At 65.4% G+C, this 17,800-nt stretch carries 15 protein-coding genes; 2 read left to right on the forward strand and 13 right to left on the reverse strand.

Annotation, left to right across the window (positions count from 1 at the left end):
* Positions 1-35: 35 nt before the first annotated feature.
* The 13 genes from FYB76_RS24560 to FYB76_RS24620 all read right to left on the reverse strand — a co-directional run bounded on the left by FYB76_RS24560 (position 36) and on the right by FYB76_RS24620 (position 14,163).
* Positions 36-950: a bile acid:sodium symporter family protein gene (locus FYB76_RS24560; RefSeq protein ID WP_088755427.1), complete on the reverse strand. Its 915-nt coding sequence runs from the start codon at positions 948-950 to the stop codon at positions 36-38.
* Positions 951-1,180: 230 nt separating this feature from the next.
* Entirely contained in the window at positions 1,181-1,474 is a 294-nt protein-coding gene (locus FYB76_RS24565) for a hypothetical protein (RefSeq protein ID WP_195724715.1), read from the reverse strand.
* A 158-nt stretch (positions 1,475-1,632) separates the two neighbouring features.
* Positions 1,633-3,300: an energy-dependent translational throttle protein EttA gene (ettA, locus tag FYB76_RS24570; protein WP_088755425.1), complete on the reverse strand. Its 1,668-nt coding sequence runs from the start codon at positions 3,298-3,300 to the stop codon at positions 1,633-1,635.
* A gap of 40 nt (positions 3,301-3,340) precedes the next feature.
* Positions 3,341-4,237 (reverse strand): EamA family transporter RarD, encoded by an 897-nt coding sequence (gene rarD / locus FYB76_RS24575; RefSeq protein ID WP_088755424.1) that lies wholly within the window; start codon positions 4,235-4,237, stop codon positions 3,341-3,343.
* A 107-nt stretch (positions 4,238-4,344) separates the two neighbouring features.
* Positions 4,345-4,866 carry an ureidoglycolate lyase gene (locus FYB76_RS24580; RefSeq protein ID WP_154135372.1) on the reverse strand — a complete coding sequence of 174 codons (522 nt, stop codon included), beginning with the start codon at positions 4,864-4,866 and terminating at the stop codon, positions 4,345-4,347.
* Positions 4,853-6,043 carry an amidase gene (locus FYB76_RS24585; RefSeq protein ID WP_154135373.1) on the reverse strand — a complete coding sequence of 397 codons (1,191 nt, stop codon included), beginning with the start codon at positions 6,041-6,043 and terminating at the stop codon, positions 4,853-4,855. Before FYB76_RS24585 ends, FYB76_RS24580 begins: the two co-directional genes overlap by 14 nt.
* 50 nt (positions 6,044-6,093) lie before the next feature.
* A complete protein-coding gene (locus FYB76_RS24590) occupies positions 6,094-7,095 on the reverse strand; it encodes an ABC transporter ATP-binding protein (RefSeq protein WP_088755422.1) in 1,002 nt (333 codons plus the stop codon).
* Positions 7,088-8,179, reverse strand: coding sequence for an ABC transporter ATP-binding protein (locus FYB76_RS24595; protein WP_088755421.1), 1,092 nt, complete (start codon positions 8,177-8,179; stop codon positions 7,088-7,090). Before FYB76_RS24595 ends, FYB76_RS24590 begins: the two co-directional genes overlap by 8 nt.
* On the reverse strand, positions 8,176-9,078 hold the full coding sequence (locus tag FYB76_RS24600) for an ABC transporter permease (protein WP_088755420.1): 903 nt from the start codon (positions 9,076-9,078) through the stop codon (positions 8,176-8,178). Before FYB76_RS24600 ends, FYB76_RS24595 begins: the two co-directional genes overlap by 4 nt.
* Position 9,079: 1 nt before the next feature.
* Entirely contained in the window at positions 9,080-10,033 is a 954-nt protein-coding gene (locus tag FYB76_RS24605) for an ABC transporter permease (RefSeq protein ID WP_088755419.1), read from the reverse strand.
* Positions 10,034-10,206: 173 nt separating this feature from the next.
* A complete protein-coding gene (locus tag FYB76_RS24610) occupies positions 10,207-11,859 on the reverse strand; it encodes an ABC transporter substrate-binding protein (RefSeq protein ID WP_088755418.1) in 1,653 nt (550 codons plus the stop codon).
* Positions 11,860-11,950: 91 nt separating this feature from the next.
* On the reverse strand, positions 11,951-12,646 hold the full coding sequence (locus tag FYB76_RS24615) for a FadR/GntR family transcriptional regulator (protein WP_154135374.1): 696 nt from the start codon (positions 12,644-12,646) through the stop codon (positions 11,951-11,953).
* A 293-nt stretch (positions 12,647-12,939) separates the two neighbouring features.
* On the reverse strand, positions 12,940-14,163 hold the full coding sequence (locus FYB76_RS24620; RefSeq protein WP_088755570.1) for a Bcr/CflA family multidrug efflux MFS transporter: 1,224 nt from the start codon (positions 14,161-14,163) through the stop codon (positions 12,940-12,942).
* Positions 14,164-14,633: 470 nt separating this feature from the next.
* On the opposite strand from FYB76_RS24620, the gene FYB76_RS24625 reads away from it, so the two are divergent.
* Complete coding sequence (locus FYB76_RS24625) at positions 14,634-15,980, forward strand: extracellular solute-binding protein (protein WP_154135375.1); 1,347 nt, start codon at positions 14,634-14,636, stop codon at positions 15,978-15,980.
* A 13-nt stretch (positions 15,981-15,993) separates the two neighbouring features.
* A complete protein-coding gene (locus FYB76_RS24630; protein WP_088755415.1) occupies positions 15,994-17,715 on the forward strand; it encodes a sensor domain-containing diguanylate cyclase in 1,722 nt (573 codons plus the stop codon).
* The last annotated feature ends 85 nt before the right edge of the window (positions 17,716-17,800 follow it).

Genomic DNA, 17,800 nt, shown 5'->3' on the forward strand with positions numbered 1-17,800 from the left:
CGCTGGATTCAGCGCTGCATCATTGCAACCGCGCTTCAGTCACGCGGCGGACGGCCGCGCCAGTAGCCGGCCAGCAGCGACCCCGAGAGGTTGTGCCACACCGAGAACAGCGCGCCCGGCAAGGCCGCCACCGGCGTGAAATACAGCTTGCCCAGGGCGGCAGCCAACCCGGAATTCTGCATCCCGACTTCGATGGCCAGCGTGCGGCAGACCGCCTCATCAAAGCCCAGCAGGCGGCCACCCCAGTAGCCACCCAGCAAACCCAGGCCATTGTGCAGGATCACGCCCACCAGTACCACCAGGCCGACCGAGGCGATGCTGGCCTGGCTGCCCGCGACCACCGCCGAGATGATCAGCAGGATGGCCACCATCGACACCAGCGACAGGTAGGGCTCGATGCGGCGGATCAGCTTGCCCGCGAACAGGTTCAGCACCAGGCCGACCGCAATGGGCACCACCACGATCTGCACGATCGACATCAGCATGGCGTGGGCGTCGAAGTGGATGGAGGCATCCACGTAGAGCTCGGTCAGCATCGGCGTGGCGAACACCGACACCAGCGCGGAGAGCGTGGAGATCGTCACCGACAGCGCCACATCGCCGCGCGAAAGATAGATCATCACGTTGGAGGCGGTGCCGGAGGCCACGCTGCCCACCAGCACCATGCCGGCGGTGAGGTCGGGCGGCATGCGCAGCACCTTGGCGATGACCCAGGCGGCCAGCGGCATGACCAGGTAGTGCAGGATGATGCCGGCAGCCACCGGTGCGGGGCGCTTGATGATGCGCTTGAAGTCGTCCACGGTGAGGGTGACGCCCATGGTCAGCATGATGAGCGTCAACAACTGGGTGATGTATTTGCCGATGGGCGTGAAGGTCGGCGGCGAGAAATAGGCAGCGGCGGAAAGCAGCAGCGCCCACACGGGAAAGAGGCGGGTAATGGTGGCAAGCATGGCAATGGATGAATGATGAATACAGGCCCGTGCATGAAGACGATCATGCCGGGATGGCGCGTTTTTTATGTTCATTGCGCGGATGACGCACACTGCGGCGGAGAGACTTCGTGCACCGGGTCCGGTGGCGGCCTCTTCTCTATCCTCGATCACGCGCCTTGTGGGCGCGGCAAGGGCGTGATTCTACCCGCGCAGGCCGATTCCTGCCGGCTCCCGGGCCGTGGGACGGCCTACTGGCGAACAAGATCACATTTGAAACTAAGCATCACCTTGGGCGGCATCACGCCGATCACGCCCTCCGAACGCTCGCTGCCGATGATGCGCGCACGGCGGCCCTGCTGACGGCACCAGTCATCGGCCTGCTGCAATCCCTGTGCGGCGACGCCGTCATTGCCATGCCAGCGTGAACTGGCCACCAGCAGGTAGGTGTCCTTGTCGATCTGCGTGACCGGTTGCGAGGTGGCACAGCCGGCCAGGGCGGCCACCATCGCAAGGGACAGCGTCAGCATGCAGCGGATTGTCATCGGGGCTCCCGTGGTCTGGTGATACCGGGATGGTAGCCAGCGCGATGGGTGGCGTCATGCGTCCCTACAACTCTTTACCTCCGCTGACGATCCACGGCACGGACGAAAAAAACGCCGCTGGAGCCAGCGGCGTTTTCTCGACCATTTCAGTCAAGCCATCAACGCGTAACCGGTTTGTAACGGATACGCTTGGGCTTGGCGGCTTCTTCACCGAGGCGTTTCTTCTTGTCGGCTTCGTATTCCTGATAGTTGCCGTCGAAGAAGGTGACCTGCGAATCGCCCTCGAAGGCGATGATGTGGGTGGCGATACGGTCCAGGAACCAGCGATCGTGGGAGATCACCAGCACGGTGCCGGCGAATTCCAGCAGCGCATCTTCCAGGGCGCGCAGGGTTTCCACGTCGAGGTCGTTGGACGGTTCGTCCAGCAGCAGGACGTTGCCGCCCTGCAGCAGGGTCTTGGCCAGGTGCAGACGGCCGCGCTCACCACCGGAGAGGTTGCCGACGATCTTCTGCTGGTCGCCGCCCTTGAAGTTGAAGCGACCCAGGTAGGCGCGCGAGGGCATTTCGAAACGGCCCACGGTGAGGATGTCGGCGCCGCCCGAGACATCTTCGAAGACCGTCTTCTTGTTGCCCAGGTCTTCGCGCGACTGGTCCACCAGCGACACCTTGACGGTGGGGCCCAGCACCAGTTCGCCGCTGTCCGGGGTTTCACGGCCGGCCAGCATGCGGAACAGGGTCGACTTACCGGCGCCGTTGGGGCCGATGATGCCGACGATGGCGCCGGCCGGGATCTTGAAGTTCAGGTTGTCGATCAGCAGGCGGTCGCCATAGCCCTTGCTGACGTTCTTGAATTCGATGACTTCATTGCCCAGGCGCTCGGCCACGGGAATGAAGATTTCCTGGGTCTCGTTGCGCTTCTGGTATTCGTATTCGGAGAGCTCGTTGAAGCGCGCCAGACGCGCCTTGCTCTTGGCCTGGCGGCCCTTGGGGTTCTGGCGCACCCATTCCAGTTCCTTGGCGATGGTCTTCTGGCGGGCCGATTCGCTGGCCTCTTCCTGCTTCAGGCGGGCTTCCTTCTGTTCCAGCCAGGAGCTGTAGTTGCCCTTCCAGGGGATGCCGTGGCCGCGGTCCAGTTCGAGGATCCACTCGGCGGCGTTGTCGAGGAAGTAGCGATCGTGGGTGATGGCCACCACGGTGCCGGGGAAGCGTTGCAGGAACTGCTCCAGCCAGTCTACCGATTCGGCATCCAGGTGGTTGGTCGGTTCGTCCAGCAGCAGCATGTCGGGCTTGGAGAGCAGCAGCTTGCACAGCGCCACGCGGCGCTTTTCGCCACCGGAGAGCACGCCGATCTTGGCGTCCCAGGGCGGCAGGCGCAGCGCGTCGGCGGCCATCTCCAGCTGCTGGTTGAGGCTGTTGCCGTCAGCGGCGGCGATGATGGCTTCCAGGCGGGCCTGCTCGGTAGCGAGGGCGTCGAAGTCGGCATCTTCTTCCGCATAGGCGGCGTAGACCGCGTCCAGCTTGGCCTGGGCTTCGAAGACTTCGCCCAGCGCGCTTTCGACTTCCTGGCGCACGGTCTTCTCGGCATCGAGCTGGGGTTCCTGCGGCAGGTAGCCGATGTTCAGGTTGGGCATCGGGATGGCTTCACCCTCGATTTCCTTGTCGATGCCGGCCATGATCTTGAGCAGGGTGGACTTGCCCGAGCCGTTCAGGCCGAGCACGCCGATCTTGGCGCCGGGGAAGAAGGACAGCGAGATGTCCTTGAGGATCTGCCGCTTCGGCGGCACGATCTTGCCGACGCGGTTCATGGTAAAGACGTATTGGGCCATGGTATGAGTTGCCAGTGAGAGGGAAACGATAAGGCAGCGTTCAGGCGCCGCCGGCGCTGGGCTCTGCCGAGCTTTGCGCGCGGGTGCGCAGGTAGCGCCACAAGCCTTCGGCGGAGTATACCGCGAGCGCCACCCAGATCACGCAAAAGCCGATGGCGCGCGCCCCGGTGAAGGGCTCGCCGTAGATCAGCACGCCCCCCAGCAGCTGGATGGTAGGCGAAATGTATTGCATCAGGCCCAGCATCGACAAGGGGATGCGGCGCGCACCATGGGCAAAGAGCAGCAGCGGCACCGCCGTGATCGGGCCGGACAGGACCAGCAGGATCTTGGCCGAGGTCGATGCATGGGTGAAGGCGTTGCTGTCACGCAAGGTATCGATACCCAAGATGACCAGTACCAGCGGCAGCATCAGCAAGGTTTCCAGCGACAGGCCTTCGAGCGCGCCCAGGTGCGCGGTCTTGCGCAAGAGGCCGTAGAAGGCGAAGCTCAGCGCGATCAGCAGCGAGATCCACGGCAGGCTGCCGTTGGCGAAGGTCAGCCAGATCACGGCACCGAGTGCCAGGAAGACCGCCAGCCATTGCAGCGGACGCATGCGTTCCTTCAGGATCAGGTAGCCCATGAAGACGCTCACGAGCGGGCTCATGAAGTAGCCCAGGCTGGTATCGACGATGCGCCCGGCGTTGACGGCCCAGACATACAGGGTCCAGTTCCCGGAGAGCAGCAGGGCCGAGAGCAGGAAGCCCAGCACCACCATGGGCCGCTTGATGACCTCGCCCACCCAGCGCCATTGCCGCCGCCAGGCCAGCACGGCCACCAGGAACACGCAGGACCAGAAGAGGCGGTGCACGACGATATCGAAGGAGGGGATCTCCTTCAACAGCTTGAAATACAGCGGGAACAGGCCCCACAGGATGGAGGCGCAAACGGCGTGAAGCATGGCAAGGCAATGGAATCGGAAGCCGGACCTGCGCGCGGCGCGGTCACGGCGGTGAGAATCCGTCATTATTGCAGGATTCGCCGCCTCCGGCCGGGGATGGGCGCGGCTCAGGCCGCGGGCAACTTCACTTGCGCCTGCGTTGCCATCATGACGACCTCGCAATCAACCTGCGCCGCCGCGCGTTCGATGACCAGCACATCGGCCGCGCCGAGGGTGATCAAGGGATGGTGCCAGACTCCACGCCGCAGCGTGACGCCCTGCCCCGGCTCGATCACGAAGGCGGCGATGGCCGACTCATCCGGCCGCTCGCCATCGCCGGCCAGCACCGCCAGGCAGCGGCTGGCCCCCAGCGGAATGAAGCTCTGGCTGCCCAGGCGATGGCGTTCAAAGGCGCACAGCGGATAGGCTGCAGCATCGCCTTGCGCCTGCGTGCGAAAGATGGCCACGCAGGCGCGGCCACCTTCATCGTCCACATCGAGACTGGCCACGTCGTCATAGCGGCGCGTGGTGCCGAAGTTGATGTCGCGCTCGGACTGGCCCGGTGCGATCAACGCGCCATAGGCCGCAAAGGCCTCGTGCGTCAGCGCTTGCGCCAGGATCACGCGCGGTGCGGCCTCAGGCGCAGGCATGCATCAACCCTGCAGCGTACTGGATCAATGAACGGTCACTGCCGGGCGGTGCGATCAGGGACAGTCCGAACGGCGCTCCATCGAGTTGCATCAGGGGCAGCGAGATCTGCGGACATCCCGACAGCCCGGACAGGCAGAGCATGCGCACGGCCTGGTTGCGATAGTCTTCCAGCGACTGCTCCGAATCGGTCAGCAGCGGCGCCACATCCGGCGCGCTGGGCAAGAGCAGTACGCCATCATCGCCCAGCAGATCGATGAATCCGGCGCGGAAGGTCTCGCGCACGGCGCTGTGCTCCTGCATCTGCTGCGCCGTGATGGTGGCCGACCAGGCAAAGCGTTCGGCCACGCCCGGCCCCAGCTGCAAGCCGTAGCGGCCGATGTTTTCGCCATGGGCCCGCCAGGCCTCATAGCCCTGGATATGGCGAAACGCCCAGTACAGCACATCGAAGGAAGGGGTCGCCACCGAGACCGGCTGCGGCGCGCCCAGCACGCCCGCCAGGCGCTCCAGCACCTGTGCGAACTGGGCTTGCACGTGCGGCGCCAGCAGGCCCAGCACGTCGCTGGCGACCAGCACACGCGGCGCCTGCGGCAAGGGTGCGCTGTCCTCGCCCAGCAAGACCGCACCGGCGCGGGCAAATACGTCCATGTCGCGTGCAAACCAGCCGCAGGTATCGAAACTGCGCGCCAGGTCCATCACCCCCGTGAGCGGTACGCGGCCGTGCGTAGGCCGCAAGCCGATCAGGCCGCAATGGCTGGCCGGCACCCGGACCGATCCGCCGGTATCGGTGCCCAGGGCCAGGTCGGCCAGGCCGTTGGACACCGCCGAGGCCGATCCGGAACTGGAGCCGCCCGGGATGCGGTCGGGCGCACCGCCATTGCGGGGCGTGCCGAAGTGGGCATTCTTGCCGTTCATCGAGAAGGCCAGTTCATCGGTGACCACCTTGCCGACGAATTGCGCGCCCGCTTGCAGCAGGGACTGCACCGCCGGGGCAGACGCGGCCTTGATGCCGGACAGGGCCAGCATGTGCGGATTGCCGCAGCCGGTGGGGTAGCCCGCCACGTCGAAGATGTCCTTGACCGCCAGGCGCACGCCGGCCAGGGGGCCGCTGGCGGCCTGCGGCTGGGGTACGAAGGGATAGGGGATGAAGCAGCGGGCAGTGGAGACATCGGCACTCATGCGGTTTCCTTGTCAGGTCGGTGTGGGTGGAAAAGCGGCGCGGTCATGGATCAGGCCGCAGCCAGCTGCAAAGTTTCGGCACGCAGGCAGCGTACCGTATGTTGCTCGCCCACGGATTGTTCGGCCGGCTGCCGGGTGTGGCAATCGGCTTGCGCATGCGGGCAGCGCTCGGCAAAGGCACAGCCCGGCGGCAGGTTGGCCAGGTCGGGCGGCGCGCCGGGGATGGTCTGCAGGCGCTGGCCCTTTTGCATGGCACCGTGGCTGCGGCTTTGCAGCAGCGACATGGTGTAGGGATGGCGCGGCTGGGCCAGCAGTTGCGAGGCCGGTCCCTGTTCGACGATGCGCCCGGCGTACATCACCGCGATGCGGTCGGCCACCTCGACGGCCGCGCCGATGTCATGGGTGACGAAGATGATCGACAGGCCCAGCTCACGCTGCAGTTCGCGCAGCAACAGCAGGATCTGGATCTGTACCGTGGCGTCCAGCGCCGTGGTGGGTTCATCGGCCAGCAGGACCTTGGGCGAGCAGGACAGCGCCAGGGCGATCATGGCGCGCTGGCGCATGCCGCCGGACATCTCGTGGGGATAGGCATCGAGCCGCCGCTCCGGGCTGGGAATGCGGACCTTCTCGAACAGCGCCAGCGCCTGCGCGCGGGCCTGGGCGGCCGAGACCTTCTTGTGGCGGCGGATGGTCTCGGCGATCTGCGCTCCCACGGTATAGACCGGATCGAGCGCCAGCAAGGGTTCCTGGAAAATCATCGCGACGCTGTCGCCGCGCAGGGCGGACAGTTCTCGGCCGCTCATCGTGAGGACGTCGCGGCCATCGACTTCCAGCCCGCCTTCAATGCGGGTGCGGGCCTCGGGGTGCAGCCGCATGATGGAACGCAAGGTGACGCTCTTGCCCGAGCCAGATTCGCCGATCAAGGCCACCACCTCGCCCTCGGCCACCTCCAGGTCCACGCCGCTGACGGCGCGGATGGTCTTGCCGGGGGCCTTGAAGGTCACGCGCAGGTCGCGCAGGCGCACCATCGCCTTCTTGGAAGCATCAGCCATGTTGCAGCTCCTTGTTGAGCATGCCGGCTTCGAAGCCGGCGTCGTCATAGCCACTGCCGGCCTCGTAGCGCAGGCAGGCCACGCCGTGTTCCGGTGCGGCCTCGACGAAGGTCGGCGCGCGCTGCTGGCAGACCGGCTGCGCGAACTGGCAGCGGGTATGGAAGCGGCAGCCGGGGGGCGGATTGATGGGGTTGGGCGGATCGCCCGCCAGCGGCGCTTCTTCAGTACGGCGGCTGGGGTCCATGCTGGGCATGGAGCGCAACAGCGCGCGCGTGTAGGGGTGGCGCGGGGCGTCGAATACCTGCTCGGCCGGACCGACCTCGACCACCTGGCCCAGGTACATCACCAGCACGCGGTCGGAGATGAAACGGACCACGTTCAGATCGTGGCTGATGAACAGGTAGGTGAGGCCGAATTCCTGCTTCAGGTCCAGCAGCAGGTTCAGCACCTGCGCTTCCACCGATTTGTCCAGCGCCGAGACGGCTTCATCCAGGATCACCAGGCGCGGCTCCAGCGCCAGGGCGCGGGCAATGTTGACGCGCTGGCGCTGGCCGCCGGAGAGTTCATGCGGATAGCGTCCGGCAAACCGTTCCGGCTGCAGGCCCACACGCGCCAGCAGGCTGCGGGCGCGGGCGATGGCTTCGCGCGCCGGCAGGCCATGCACGGTGGGCGCAAAGGCGATCGAATCCTCGATGGTCATGCGCGGATTGAGCGAGGAATAACTGTCCTGGAACACCATCTGCGCCTGGCGACGGAACTGGCGCAAGGGCATGGCGCGCGAGCCTACGGTCTGGCCGTCGAAGACCAGTTCGCCGCTGTCCTGTTCGATCAGCTGCATCAGCACGCGGGCCGTGGTGGATTTGCCGCAGCCGGATTCACCGACCACGCCCAGGGTTTCGCCTTTCATGATGTCGAAGCTCACGCCATCGACCGCGCGCACCGCATGGGCCGGGCCGCGCAGCAAGGGCAGGCCCTGCTGCTTGAGTGGAAAATGCTTCAGCAGTTGGCGCACGCCTAGGAGCGGCTGGCGCGGGCCACCGACATCACGCGGGTCCTGGTTCAGGAGCGAGGCAGACAGGCTCATTGCTTGACCTCCATGGCCGAGCGCAGGCCATCGGACAACAGGTTGAAAGAAATCGAAGTGACGAAGATGAAGGCGCCCGGCAAGGCCGCCACCCAGGGCTGGGTGTAGATGGCCGTGCGCAGGGTATTCAACATCAGGCCCCATTCCGGCTCGGGCGGCTTGACGCCCAGGCCGAGGAAGGACAAGCCCGAGGCCAGGATCATGGAGACCGAAATCAGGCTGGTGGAATAGACGAAGATCGGTCCCAGCACATTGCCCAGCACGTGCGCGCGCACGATGGTGAAGGCGCTGGCCCCGGAGGCGCGCGCCGCATCGACGTAATCGCTGCGGCGCACCTGGGTGGTGACGCTTTCTGCAATGCGCGCGATCTGCGGGACGAAGACGATGGTCAGCGAAGTGAGCGCATTGAAGATGCCCGCACCCAGCGCCCCCGAGAGGGCAATGGCCAGCAGCACCGAAGGAAAGGCATAAAGGATATCGATGCTGCGCATGATGGCGGTGTTGGTGAAGCCGCCCGCGTAGCCGGCCACGATGCCCAGCGCACTGCCGATGACGAAGGCCAGCAGCACCGGCGTGATGCCCATGAACAGCGACAGTCGGCCACCCAGCAGCAGGCGCGAGAACATGTCGCGCCCCAGTTCGTCGGTACCCAGCAGGTGGCCGGCAGTGCCGATAGGTTTCAGGCGCGAGAACATCGAGGCGGCAAACGGATCACCGGGCATCACCCAGGGTGCGGCGACGGCGGCCACGATCAGCAGCAGCAGCACGGCAGCAGCGATCATGGCACCGGGATTGCGCACCAGGCGCGCACCGACGTTGGCCCAGTGGCCGCGCGAGCGGCGCATGGCGGTGGCCGGCTCGGCCGCCTTGAGGGCGGGGGCGGAAGTGGAGAGGTTCATGTCAGGCTCGCTCGATACGGGGGTCGAAGATGGTTTGCAGGACATCCACCAGCAGGTTCAGCGCCACGAAGAACATGGCCAGCACCAGGATGCTCCCCTGCAGCAGCGGCAGGTCGCGCTGGAAGATGGCCTGGTTGAGCAGGAAGCCGGTACCGGGCCAGGAAAACACGGTTTCGATCAGGATCGAACCACCCAGCAGGTAGCCCAGTTGCAGGCCCATGACGGCCAGCGCGGTCGGCGCGGCGTTCTTGACCACGTGGCGTAAGACGCCGGCGTCGGACAAGCCGCGCGCCTTGAGGCCCACCACGAATTCCTGGGCCAGGATGTCGGCCACCAGGGCGCGCACGGTGCGGGCGATGATGCCCATGGGGATGAAGGACATGGTCACGGCCGGCATGAGCAGGTACTTCACGTGTTCCAGGTCCCACACCCAGGCGCCCGAGCCATCGGGTCCGGCGCCGGTGGCGGGCAGCCACATCAGCTTGGAAGAGAACACGATCACCAGCACCATCCCCAGCCAGTAATGCGGCACCGACACGCCCACCACCGAAATGAAGGAAGCCACGCGGTCCACCCAGGAATTGCGGAAGTAGCCGGCCACGAAGCCGAACAGCGACCCGAACACGAAACCGATCAGCGTGGCCACGGCCGCCAGCATGAAGGTATTGCCGACCGCCTTGAACACTTCGGCGGCCACCGGACGGCCGGTCGCAATCGAGCTGCCCAGGTCGCCGTGCAGGGCACGCCAGACCCAGCTCAGGAATTGCTCGGGATAGCTGCGGTTGAACCCGTAGATCTCCATGAGCTGCTTTTGCAGGTCGGCCGAGGCATCCGGCGGCAGGATCGAGACCAGCGGATCACCCGGTGCGATGTGGACCAGCATGAAGCAGAGGAAGGCCACGCCCAGCATGATGGGCAGGGCGTAGAGAAAGCGTCGTATCAGGTAGGCGATCATGGCAGTTCCGGCGACGGGTCAGGGGCTGCGGCGGCAGTGCCGCAAAAGGTGCTTGGTGCAGAAAACGTCAAGGTGCAAAAACGTCACGGTGCAGAAAACGTCAAGCCTGGTGCAGGAAACGTCAGCGGCGCCGGCGCACTGCGGCGCCGCTGATGTGCTCCTGCGTCAGGGCATCAGTCCATGCTCATGGTGGCGATGTCGATGAACCAGCTCTGCGGCTGCACCACGCCCTTGACCTTGGCGGAGATGGCACGCGGGCCGGTGTCGTGGGCCACCCAGACGAAGGGCGCTTCATCGACGATCTTGGCGTGCAGCTGGGCCAGCAAGGCGTCACGCTGCTTGGGATCGAAGGTGGTGCGCGCCTTGGCGATCAAGGCATCGACGTCGGCGTTGCTGTAGAAGCCCCAGTTGTTGGAGGTCGGCGGGGCGGCCTTGGTATCGACGAAACGCACCATGGCAAAGAACGGGTCCATGGAGGCGAAGCTGACGTTGATCGCATTGGCACCGTGCGCGCTCGGATCCTTGGCACCGATGCGCCAGTTGGTATAGAGGGTGTTCCATTCGATGACGTCGAACTGCACGTCGAAGAAGCACTCCTTCAGGTTCTGCTGCATGAACTCGTTCATCGGCAGCGGCTGCATCTGGCCGGAACCGGAGGCCGAGATCTGTACCTTCACCGTCAGCGGCTTGGCGGCCGAATAGCCCGCTTCGCTCATCAGCTTCTTGGCGGCGGCCGGATCGTACTTGATCTGGAAGCTGGGGTTGCCGCGCCACGGATGGCCGGGCTCGACGGTACCGGTGGCTTCACCCATGAGTCCGCCCAAGAGCTGCTTCATCGCGGGACGATTCACGCACAGGTTGGCGGCATGGCGCACACGCTTGTCCAGCCAGGGCGAGCCGGGCACGAAGGACAGCTGCCACGGCCACACGTGGGGCTGCGGGTTGGAGTAGATCTTGAAGCCGCGTGCCTTGATCGCGTCCAGTGCATCCGGGGCGGGGGCTTCGATCCAGTCGACCTGGCCCGACATCAGGGCCGCGGTGCGCGAGTTGGCTTCGGGCAGCGGCAGCATCACCACGCGGTCGATCTTGGGGCGGCGGGCGGCATCCCAGTAGCCGTCGTTCTTGACCACTTCCAGCCGCTCGCGGGGGACGAACTTGGCCATCTTGAAGGGGCCGGTGCCGGATGCATCGGCGGCGAAGGCGGCCCAGGCCTGCTTGCTGCGCTCGGCCTTGTCGGTCACCGAGGCCGGCACGGCGGCCAGTTTCTTTTCCCACTGGGCGGGCGAGGCCATGAACAGGTTGGTGAGGTTGATGGGCAGGAAGGAATCCGGCTCGGCGGTCGTCAGTTCCACGGTGAGGTCATCGATCTTGCGCGCGGAGCGCAGGGTCGGCATGCGCGAGGCGGTGGTGCCGACCTGGCTGGGGTCGAATTGCACGGCGTTCTTGTCGAGTACCTTGTTGACGTTCCAGACCACGGCGTCGGCGTTGAAGGCCGAGCCATCATGGAATTTGACGCCGGGACGCAGCTTGAAGACCCACTTGGTCTTGTCCTTGGCATCGACCTGCCACGACACGGCCAGGTCCGGGATCAGTTCGCTGGCCTTGTCGGCCTTGGACAGGTCCCATTGGGTGAGCCCGTCATACATGGGAATGCCGGTGAAGCGGTTGCCCTCGAAGCCCTGGTCGGGCTGGCCCAGCGTGCGCGGGATATCGCCGGCGGTCATGGCGATGCGCAATACTTTTTCTGCGTGGGCCGGCAGGCTGGCCAATGCGCCGAAGGCCAGGGTACAGGCCAGCGTGAGGGGGAGGGTCTTGGATAATTTCATATCGGTGCTTTCCTGGTTGAGGGACGACGATGGAAACTACGGATGCCACTGAAACTGCGCGAAGCCAAGAACACGATCAGGCGCCCTGCCTTCAGGGCGGAGAGAATGAGAGACCGACGCGTTGGGCGGCGTTGACGATGTGCTGCTGCATGGCCTGGCGCGCGCCTTCGATATCACCGGCGGAGATGGCGGCGGCGACCGCGCGATGCTCCACGGCAGGTGCCCAGATGCGTTCGCGGTCGGCGAAGGGCACGCGCAGGCTGTGGCTGATGGGGCGCTCGAACTGGCGCACCACTTGGGAAAAAGCGGGGTTGCCGGAGAGCTCGGCCAGCAGTTGGTGGAATTCCAGGTCGGCATGCGAGGCGCTGACCAGGTCGAGATTCTTGAGTGCCTCTTCGAAGCGCGCCTGGATCCCCCACAGGCGCGGCGTGGCATGCGCACTGATATGGCGCGCAGCCAGGGCGGCAGCGGCGGACTCCAGCGCATAGCGCAACTGGAACACGGCGGCCAGGTCCAGTGCCGCAGCGGCGGCCCCTTCTTCACCGGCGGGCGGCTGGGGCGGGGCCACGCGGCCTTCCTGGCGCTGGCTCACCAGCGTGCCCTTGCCGGGAACCGAACGGATGAAGCCCAGCGCCTCCAGCATCGACAAGGCCTCCCGCAGCGAGGCGCGGCTGATGCCCATGGACTCGGCCAGTTCGCGCTGGCTGGGCAGCATGGCCCCGGGCGCATAGGTGCCGGAGAGTATCTGCCGCTGCAAGGTCTGTGCTGCGATGTTGGGCATGCTCATGGTGGAGTCCTCATTGGCCTGACTGGTCAGACCGCGAGGAGCTCTTCAGCAATGAGCGTGCCACCCGACGGCGTTACGACCGCAATCCCAGCTACGGTGCGGCTTTGCGCGCCAAGGCACACATCGCCGGGACCGCTGTCACGACGCGCCGCCATGTACGTTCCTGAGGCGGCACGCACCCCGGGGGTGAACGCGATCCCGAAAATCGCGCAAGCCTTGCGGGCCGTGCGGGCACAAAAAAGCCCGGCACGTGGCCGGGCTGGAAATTGTCTTGGGCAACCGCCGTGCGGCGCTCAGTGCATGGCCGGCGTCACCGGCTCATGCTTGGCCACGAAGTGATACAGCAGGAAGGCGCTCACGCCGCAGATGGCCATCACCGACACCAGCGGCAAGGCCGTGCCGTCATGCCACAGGCTCATCACCACCCCCGAGAGCACGCCCATGCCGAACTGCAGCGTGCCCATCAGGGCCGCAGCGGTGCCTGCCTGGCGACCTTGGTGCTTGAGCGCAATGGCGGTTGCATTCGGGCCGGTGAAACCATAAGCCGTCAGGAAACCGAAGAAACCGAACAGCAGCAGCGGCAGGCTTTCCAGTCCCGCCAGAACGGCCAGCACCACCGCCAGCGACAGGCCGGCCGGTACCCACAGCACCTTGCCCAGCACGCGTTCGGCCGAGCGCTTGACCACCAGGCGCGCATTGATCTGCGAAGCGGCGATCAAGCCGATGGCGTTGGACGCAAACACGAAACCGAAATACTGCGGCTTGATCCCGTGCAGCTCGATCACCACAAACGGACCACCTGCGATGTAGGCGAACATGCCCGCCTGCACCAGCCCTCCGCACAGCACGAAGGACATGAACTGGCGATGGCGCAACAAACCCCAGTACTGCCGCAAGGTGCGCCCCAGGTGCAGCGGTTCGGCACGCGAGACATCCACCGTTTCGGTCAGGTACTTGCGCGTGCCCAGCATGCACAGCAGGCCGAAGATGGTCAGCACCACGAAGATGCCGCGCCAGCTGGCAAAGACCAGCATCAGGCCGCCGATGAAAGGCGCCAGGATCGGTGCCAGCCCGAATACCAGCATCAGCATCGAGAACGCCTTGGCCGATCCCTCGGCCCCCATGCGATCACGCACCATGGCGCGCGGGATCACCATCCCGGCGCTGCCGCCCAGGCCCTGGAACAAACGCAGCACGATCAGGGTCTCAATGCTCTGTGCAAAAATGCACAGCAAGGAGCAAACGAAGTAGAGCGCGATCCCGAAGAACAAGGGCGGCTTGCGGCCGAAGCGATCCGACAGCGGACCATAGAACATCTGTCCCACCGCCAGGCCGATGAGGAAAGAAGCGAGCGTGAGCTGGACCAGGTTGGTGCCCACGCCGAGGTCCTTGGCGATGGCCGTGAAGCTGGGCAGGTACATGTCGATGGCCAGCGCGCCCAGTGCAGTCAAGGCTGCCAGGACGGCCAGCCATGGGGGGAATTTGCCCATGGAGAGCTGGGTATCTTTGTTGTGCATGTGGAAATCGTGAGACAGCCGCATCCCTCGGCCGAGGGGAAGATGCAAGCGGGTTGATGCAAGATGAACCAGGATTGCCCCTGGCGGCGTGAGGGCATCATTATAAGGGCCTGTTCATTTTCGTTCAGGCGGTACCGCAAACGCCGCTCACTTGCACCGTGGCAAAAGCTGAGCAACGACAAGGAATGCGCGCGCGATTCGTGCAGGAACTTGTAAAAGCTGGCAAACTTGTTGTCATTATTCTCACATGCCGGGATCGTGCAAAGGGAGCGGCAGGTAGGCGCAGCGCGGGCTCCAGCCCGTCACGGGACACCAGTCACCGCGACGCGGCGAAGGCCAGGGCAGCACCATGCGCATTGCTGTAAAACAAGAAAATTTAGCCGCAGGGGAAATCAATGCGTGGCCGATATACGCCATCAGTAACCGGCGTGCCTGATCCGGGTTGCCACTCCAGTTGCGGGCCATCAGGCATGACCGTGCGCGTCATGCGCGGGCTCAGGATATTCATCGCGGGGATGGCAGCAGCCCTCCTGCTGACTGCCTGCGAGCGTACTGAAGAGAGGACCGACAGCGCAGAGGCGCCAGCCTCGCGCACCACCGCGATGGCCACCGCCGAGCCGGTAGTGCTGACCGCGTTGGTCTGGGCACCCGACTGGGCAGAAGAAATGCATCGCGTGGCCGATGCCTTCATGCGTGCGCATCCGCAGGTGCGCATCAACCTGCAATTCATGATCGGCAATTCGGTCGAAGAAAACCTCAAGCCGCGCGCCGCCACCGACAGCCTGCCCGACATCATCTCGGTCAATGCCAGCCCCTACACGGCCGCCCTGGCCGACCAGGGCCTGCTGGCTGACGTCGGCACCACCCAGGCCTGGGGCCAGTTGCTCGAAAGCCTGCAACGCGAGTGGACTTCACCGGGCGGTCGGCGCTACGGCATTCCCTCGGGCCTGGCGACCACGCTGATCTACTACAACCGCGACATGTTCGAGCGGGCCGGCATCAGTGCGCCGCCGACCGACTTCGACGCATTTCTTGCCACGGGCGCGGCATTGCGCCGGGCCGGCTTCATTCCGCTGGCCCTCTCCGGCGGCTTCCCCAACATGCTGGGCAATGGCCCCTTCAGCTACGGCTTTGCCAACCTGGTCGCCGCCAAGGTACCGGACTGGCGCGCACGCATTGCCGATGGCTCGCTGCAGCTGGACAACCCCGACGGGGTCGCCATCTTCACGCGCCTGCGCACGCTGGTGGAGCAGAAGTTGGTGCAGGCCGACTGCCTGCGCGCCGGCTATGACGCCACCTTGCGCCAGTTCGCCGAAGGCCGCGCAGCCATGACCTTCCAGGGGACCTGGGCGGCGGGCACGCTCATGAACGGGCGCAACATGCGTGTGGGCGTATTCGTGCCACCCTGGAATGACAAGGGACAGCCTCTGGAACCGGTGCTGGGCAGCGAGACCGGTTTTGCCGTGGCCCAGCGCAGCAGCGCGCAGCAACGCGAGGCGGCGGTGCAGTTCCTGGACTTCCTCTATGGTCCCGGGATGTCGATCTGGCAGGCCAAGCGCCAGAACATTCCGCCGTTTCGCGTGATCGCGCCGGACGTGAGCGGTGACCGTGACCTGTTTGCGCTGGTCGAGGACATGAAACGCGATGCCGCCGGGGCCAACGCACCGGGCCTGTATTACTCGCTGCTGCCGGTCAATACCATCGATGTCCTGCACCCGCTGTTGCAGGCCGTGCTGTCGGGCCGCCAGTCGCCGGCGCGCGCCGCGCGCGCCTTGCAGGACTCCATCGCCGAGCAGGCGCGGCTGTCGGCCAAGTAGGGAGAGACCATCCATGCCCAGACGGCTCGACTTCCTTTGGCTCGGTTTCCTGCGCAAGATCGAGATCCGCTATCGCCTCATCAACTCCTTCATCCTGGTGTCGCTGGTACCGCTGCTGATCTCGGGCCTGCTGGCCTACCGCGAGACCACCCGCGCCACCCAGGACAAGGTGCGCGCCTACTCGGTGCAGGTGGCCAAGCAGATCTCGCAGAACCTGATGCTGCGCATGGAAAAGATCGAGGACATCAGTGAAGAGCTGGCGCTGTCGGACAAGCTGCAACGCCTGCTGGCCAACTACTACGGCGATGATGATGCCGCCGCTGCCGCCGCCCGCAGCGGCGTGGCGCGGGTGCTGCTCGATACCTTCGGTTCGCTGCCCGATGTGAACCAGAAATACCTGCTGGACCGTCGGCGCCAGGTGATCGATCCGCAGATCTTTGCGCCCCTGGCCAGCAACATCAGCCGCGTGGCCGAGGAAGCGCCGGACCTCTCCGGGCGCGCATGGTGGACGCTCTACAACGGCGGCCATGGCCAGAAGAGCGTGGCCATGCTGCGCGAGATCCGCTTCACCGGCAACAACCGTCCGGCCGGCATGCTCTTCGTGGGCGTGCGGCCGAGCTACTTCTTCAGCATCTTCGAGGGGGTGGACCTGGGCTACGATTCCAGCCTCTTCATCGTCGATGCCAGCGATGGCGCGGTGGTGGTGCAGGGACGCGATACCAGCTTCAGCAGCGCCGATCCGGCCCTGCTCGAAGGCATCACGGCCAGCCTGGGCCAGCGCCGCAACAGCGACTTCATTTCCTATACGCGCGCCGACGGCACGCGTTTTTATGCCGCCATCGCGCAGTTGCCGCATACCTCCTGGTGGGTGGTCAGCGCCACGCCCAGCGACAAGCTCAACGCCGACACGCGCTCGGTGCGCGACAAGATCATCGCCATCGGCTTGCTGTGCTTTGCGGCCTCGCTGGTGCTCTCGGCACTGATCGCGCGCAGCATCAGCGTGCCGCTGCAGCGCCTGGTGGGCGCCATGAAGGAAGCCGGCAGCGGTGATACCACGGTGCGGGTGGAGCAGGCCGGCGGTGACGAGATCGCCGTGCTCTCGCGCAAGTTCAACGAGATGGCCGGCAAGCTGCAGCAGAACAAGGAAGAACTGGAAGAACAGGTAGCCCTGCGCACGCGCGAGCTGGAGCGTGCCAACCGCAAGCTGGAAGCGCTCTCGGCCACCGATGGCCTGACGGGTGTGGCCAACCGGCGCCGCTTCGATGAGGTGCTGGCCAACGAGCTGCGGCGCTCGGTGCGCTCGGGCCATGCGCTGGCCCTGTTGATGCTGGACGTGGATTACTTCAAGAAATACAACGACCGCTATGGCCACCTGGCCGGGGACGAATGCCTGCGCATCGTGGCGCGCGTATTGCAGAAGAGTTCGCGCCGCGCTACCGACCTGGTCGCACGCTATGGCGGCGAGGAATTCAGCGTCATCATCGCCGAGAGCGATACCGCCCACGCCGTGCAGCAGGCCGAGAACATCTGCCAGGCCATCTTCGCGCTCAAGCTGCCGCACGCCGATTCGCCTTTCGGCTACATCACGGCCAGTATCGGCGTGGCCTCGTTGCAGCCGGATGAAGAGACCACCTCCGAACAATTGCTGCGCATCGCCGATCAGGCGCTGTATCACGCCAAATACCAGGGCCGCAATCGCGTGGTGCTGGGCAGTGACGCCACGCAAATGCTGTAGGCGCCCGAGTGTTGCGGCTGACAAAGCACTGACAGGCAGCACCGCCAGGACGCGCCATGTGCAAAGTTAGGTCAAGCTGCACCGT

Source organism: Herbaspirillum sp. CAH-3 (assembly GCF_009668275.1).
GTDB classification, from domain to species: Bacteria; Pseudomonadota; Gammaproteobacteria; order Burkholderiales; family Burkholderiaceae_D; genus Herbaspirillum; species Herbaspirillum aquaticum.

Excerpts from the sequence above, each read along its gene's own strand:
- FYB76_RS24595 (WP_088755421.1), bottom strand. The coding sequence starts at position 8,179 with ATGAGCCTGTCTGCCTCGCTCCTGAACCAGGACCCGCGTGATGTCGGT.
- FYB76_RS24610 (WP_088755418.1), bottom strand. The coding sequence starts at position 11,859 with ATGAAATTATCCAAGACCCTCCCCCTCACGCTGGCCTGTACCCTGGCC.
- FYB76_RS24585 (WP_154135373.1), bottom strand. The coding sequence starts at position 6,043 with ATGAGTGCCGATGTCTCCACTGCCCGCTGCTTCATCCCCTATCCCTTC.
- FYB76_RS24600 (WP_088755420.1), bottom strand. The coding sequence starts at position 9,078 with ATGAACCTCTCCACTTCCGCCCCCGCCCTCAAGGCGGCCGAGCCGGCC.
- FYB76_RS24590 (WP_088755422.1), bottom strand. The coding sequence starts at position 7,095 with ATGGCTGATGCTTCCAAGAAGGCGATGGTGCGCCTGCGCGACCTGCGC.
- FYB76_RS24580 (WP_154135372.1), bottom strand. The coding sequence starts at position 4,866 with ATGCCTGCGCCTGAGGCCGCACCGCGCGTGATCCTGGCGCAAGCGCTG.
- rarD (WP_088755424.1), bottom strand. The coding sequence starts at position 4,237 with ATGCTTCACGCCGTTTGCGCCTCCATCCTGTGGGGCCTGTTCCCGCTG.
- FYB76_RS24605 (WP_088755419.1), bottom strand. The coding sequence starts at position 10,033 with ATGATCGCCTACCTGATACGACGCTTTCTCTACGCCCTGCCCATCATG.
- FYB76_RS24615 (WP_154135374.1), bottom strand. The coding sequence starts at position 12,646 with ATGAGCATGCCCAACATCGCAGCACAGACCTTGCAGCGGCAGATACTC.
- FYB76_RS24560 (WP_088755427.1), bottom strand. The coding sequence starts at position 950 with ATGCTTGCCACCATTACCCGCCTCTTTCCCGTGTGGGCGCTGCTGCTT.
- FYB76_RS24630 (WP_088755415.1), top strand. The coding sequence starts at position 15,994 with ATGCCCAGACGGCTCGACTTCCTTTGGCTCGGTTTCCTGCGCAAGATC.
- FYB76_RS24565 (WP_195724715.1), bottom strand. The coding sequence starts at position 1,474 with ATGACAATCCGCTGCATGCTGACGCTGTCCCTTGCGATGGTGGCCGCC.
- FYB76_RS24620 (WP_088755570.1), bottom strand. The coding sequence starts at position 14,163 with ATGCACAACAAAGATACCCAGCTCTCCATGGGCAAATTCCCCCCATGG.
- FYB76_RS24625 (WP_154135375.1), top strand. The coding sequence starts at position 14,634 with ATGACCGTGCGCGTCATGCGCGGGCTCAGGATATTCATCGCGGGGATG.
- ettA (WP_088755425.1), bottom strand. The coding sequence starts at position 3,300 with ATGGCCCAATACGTCTTTACCATGAACCGCGTCGGCAAGATCGTGCCG.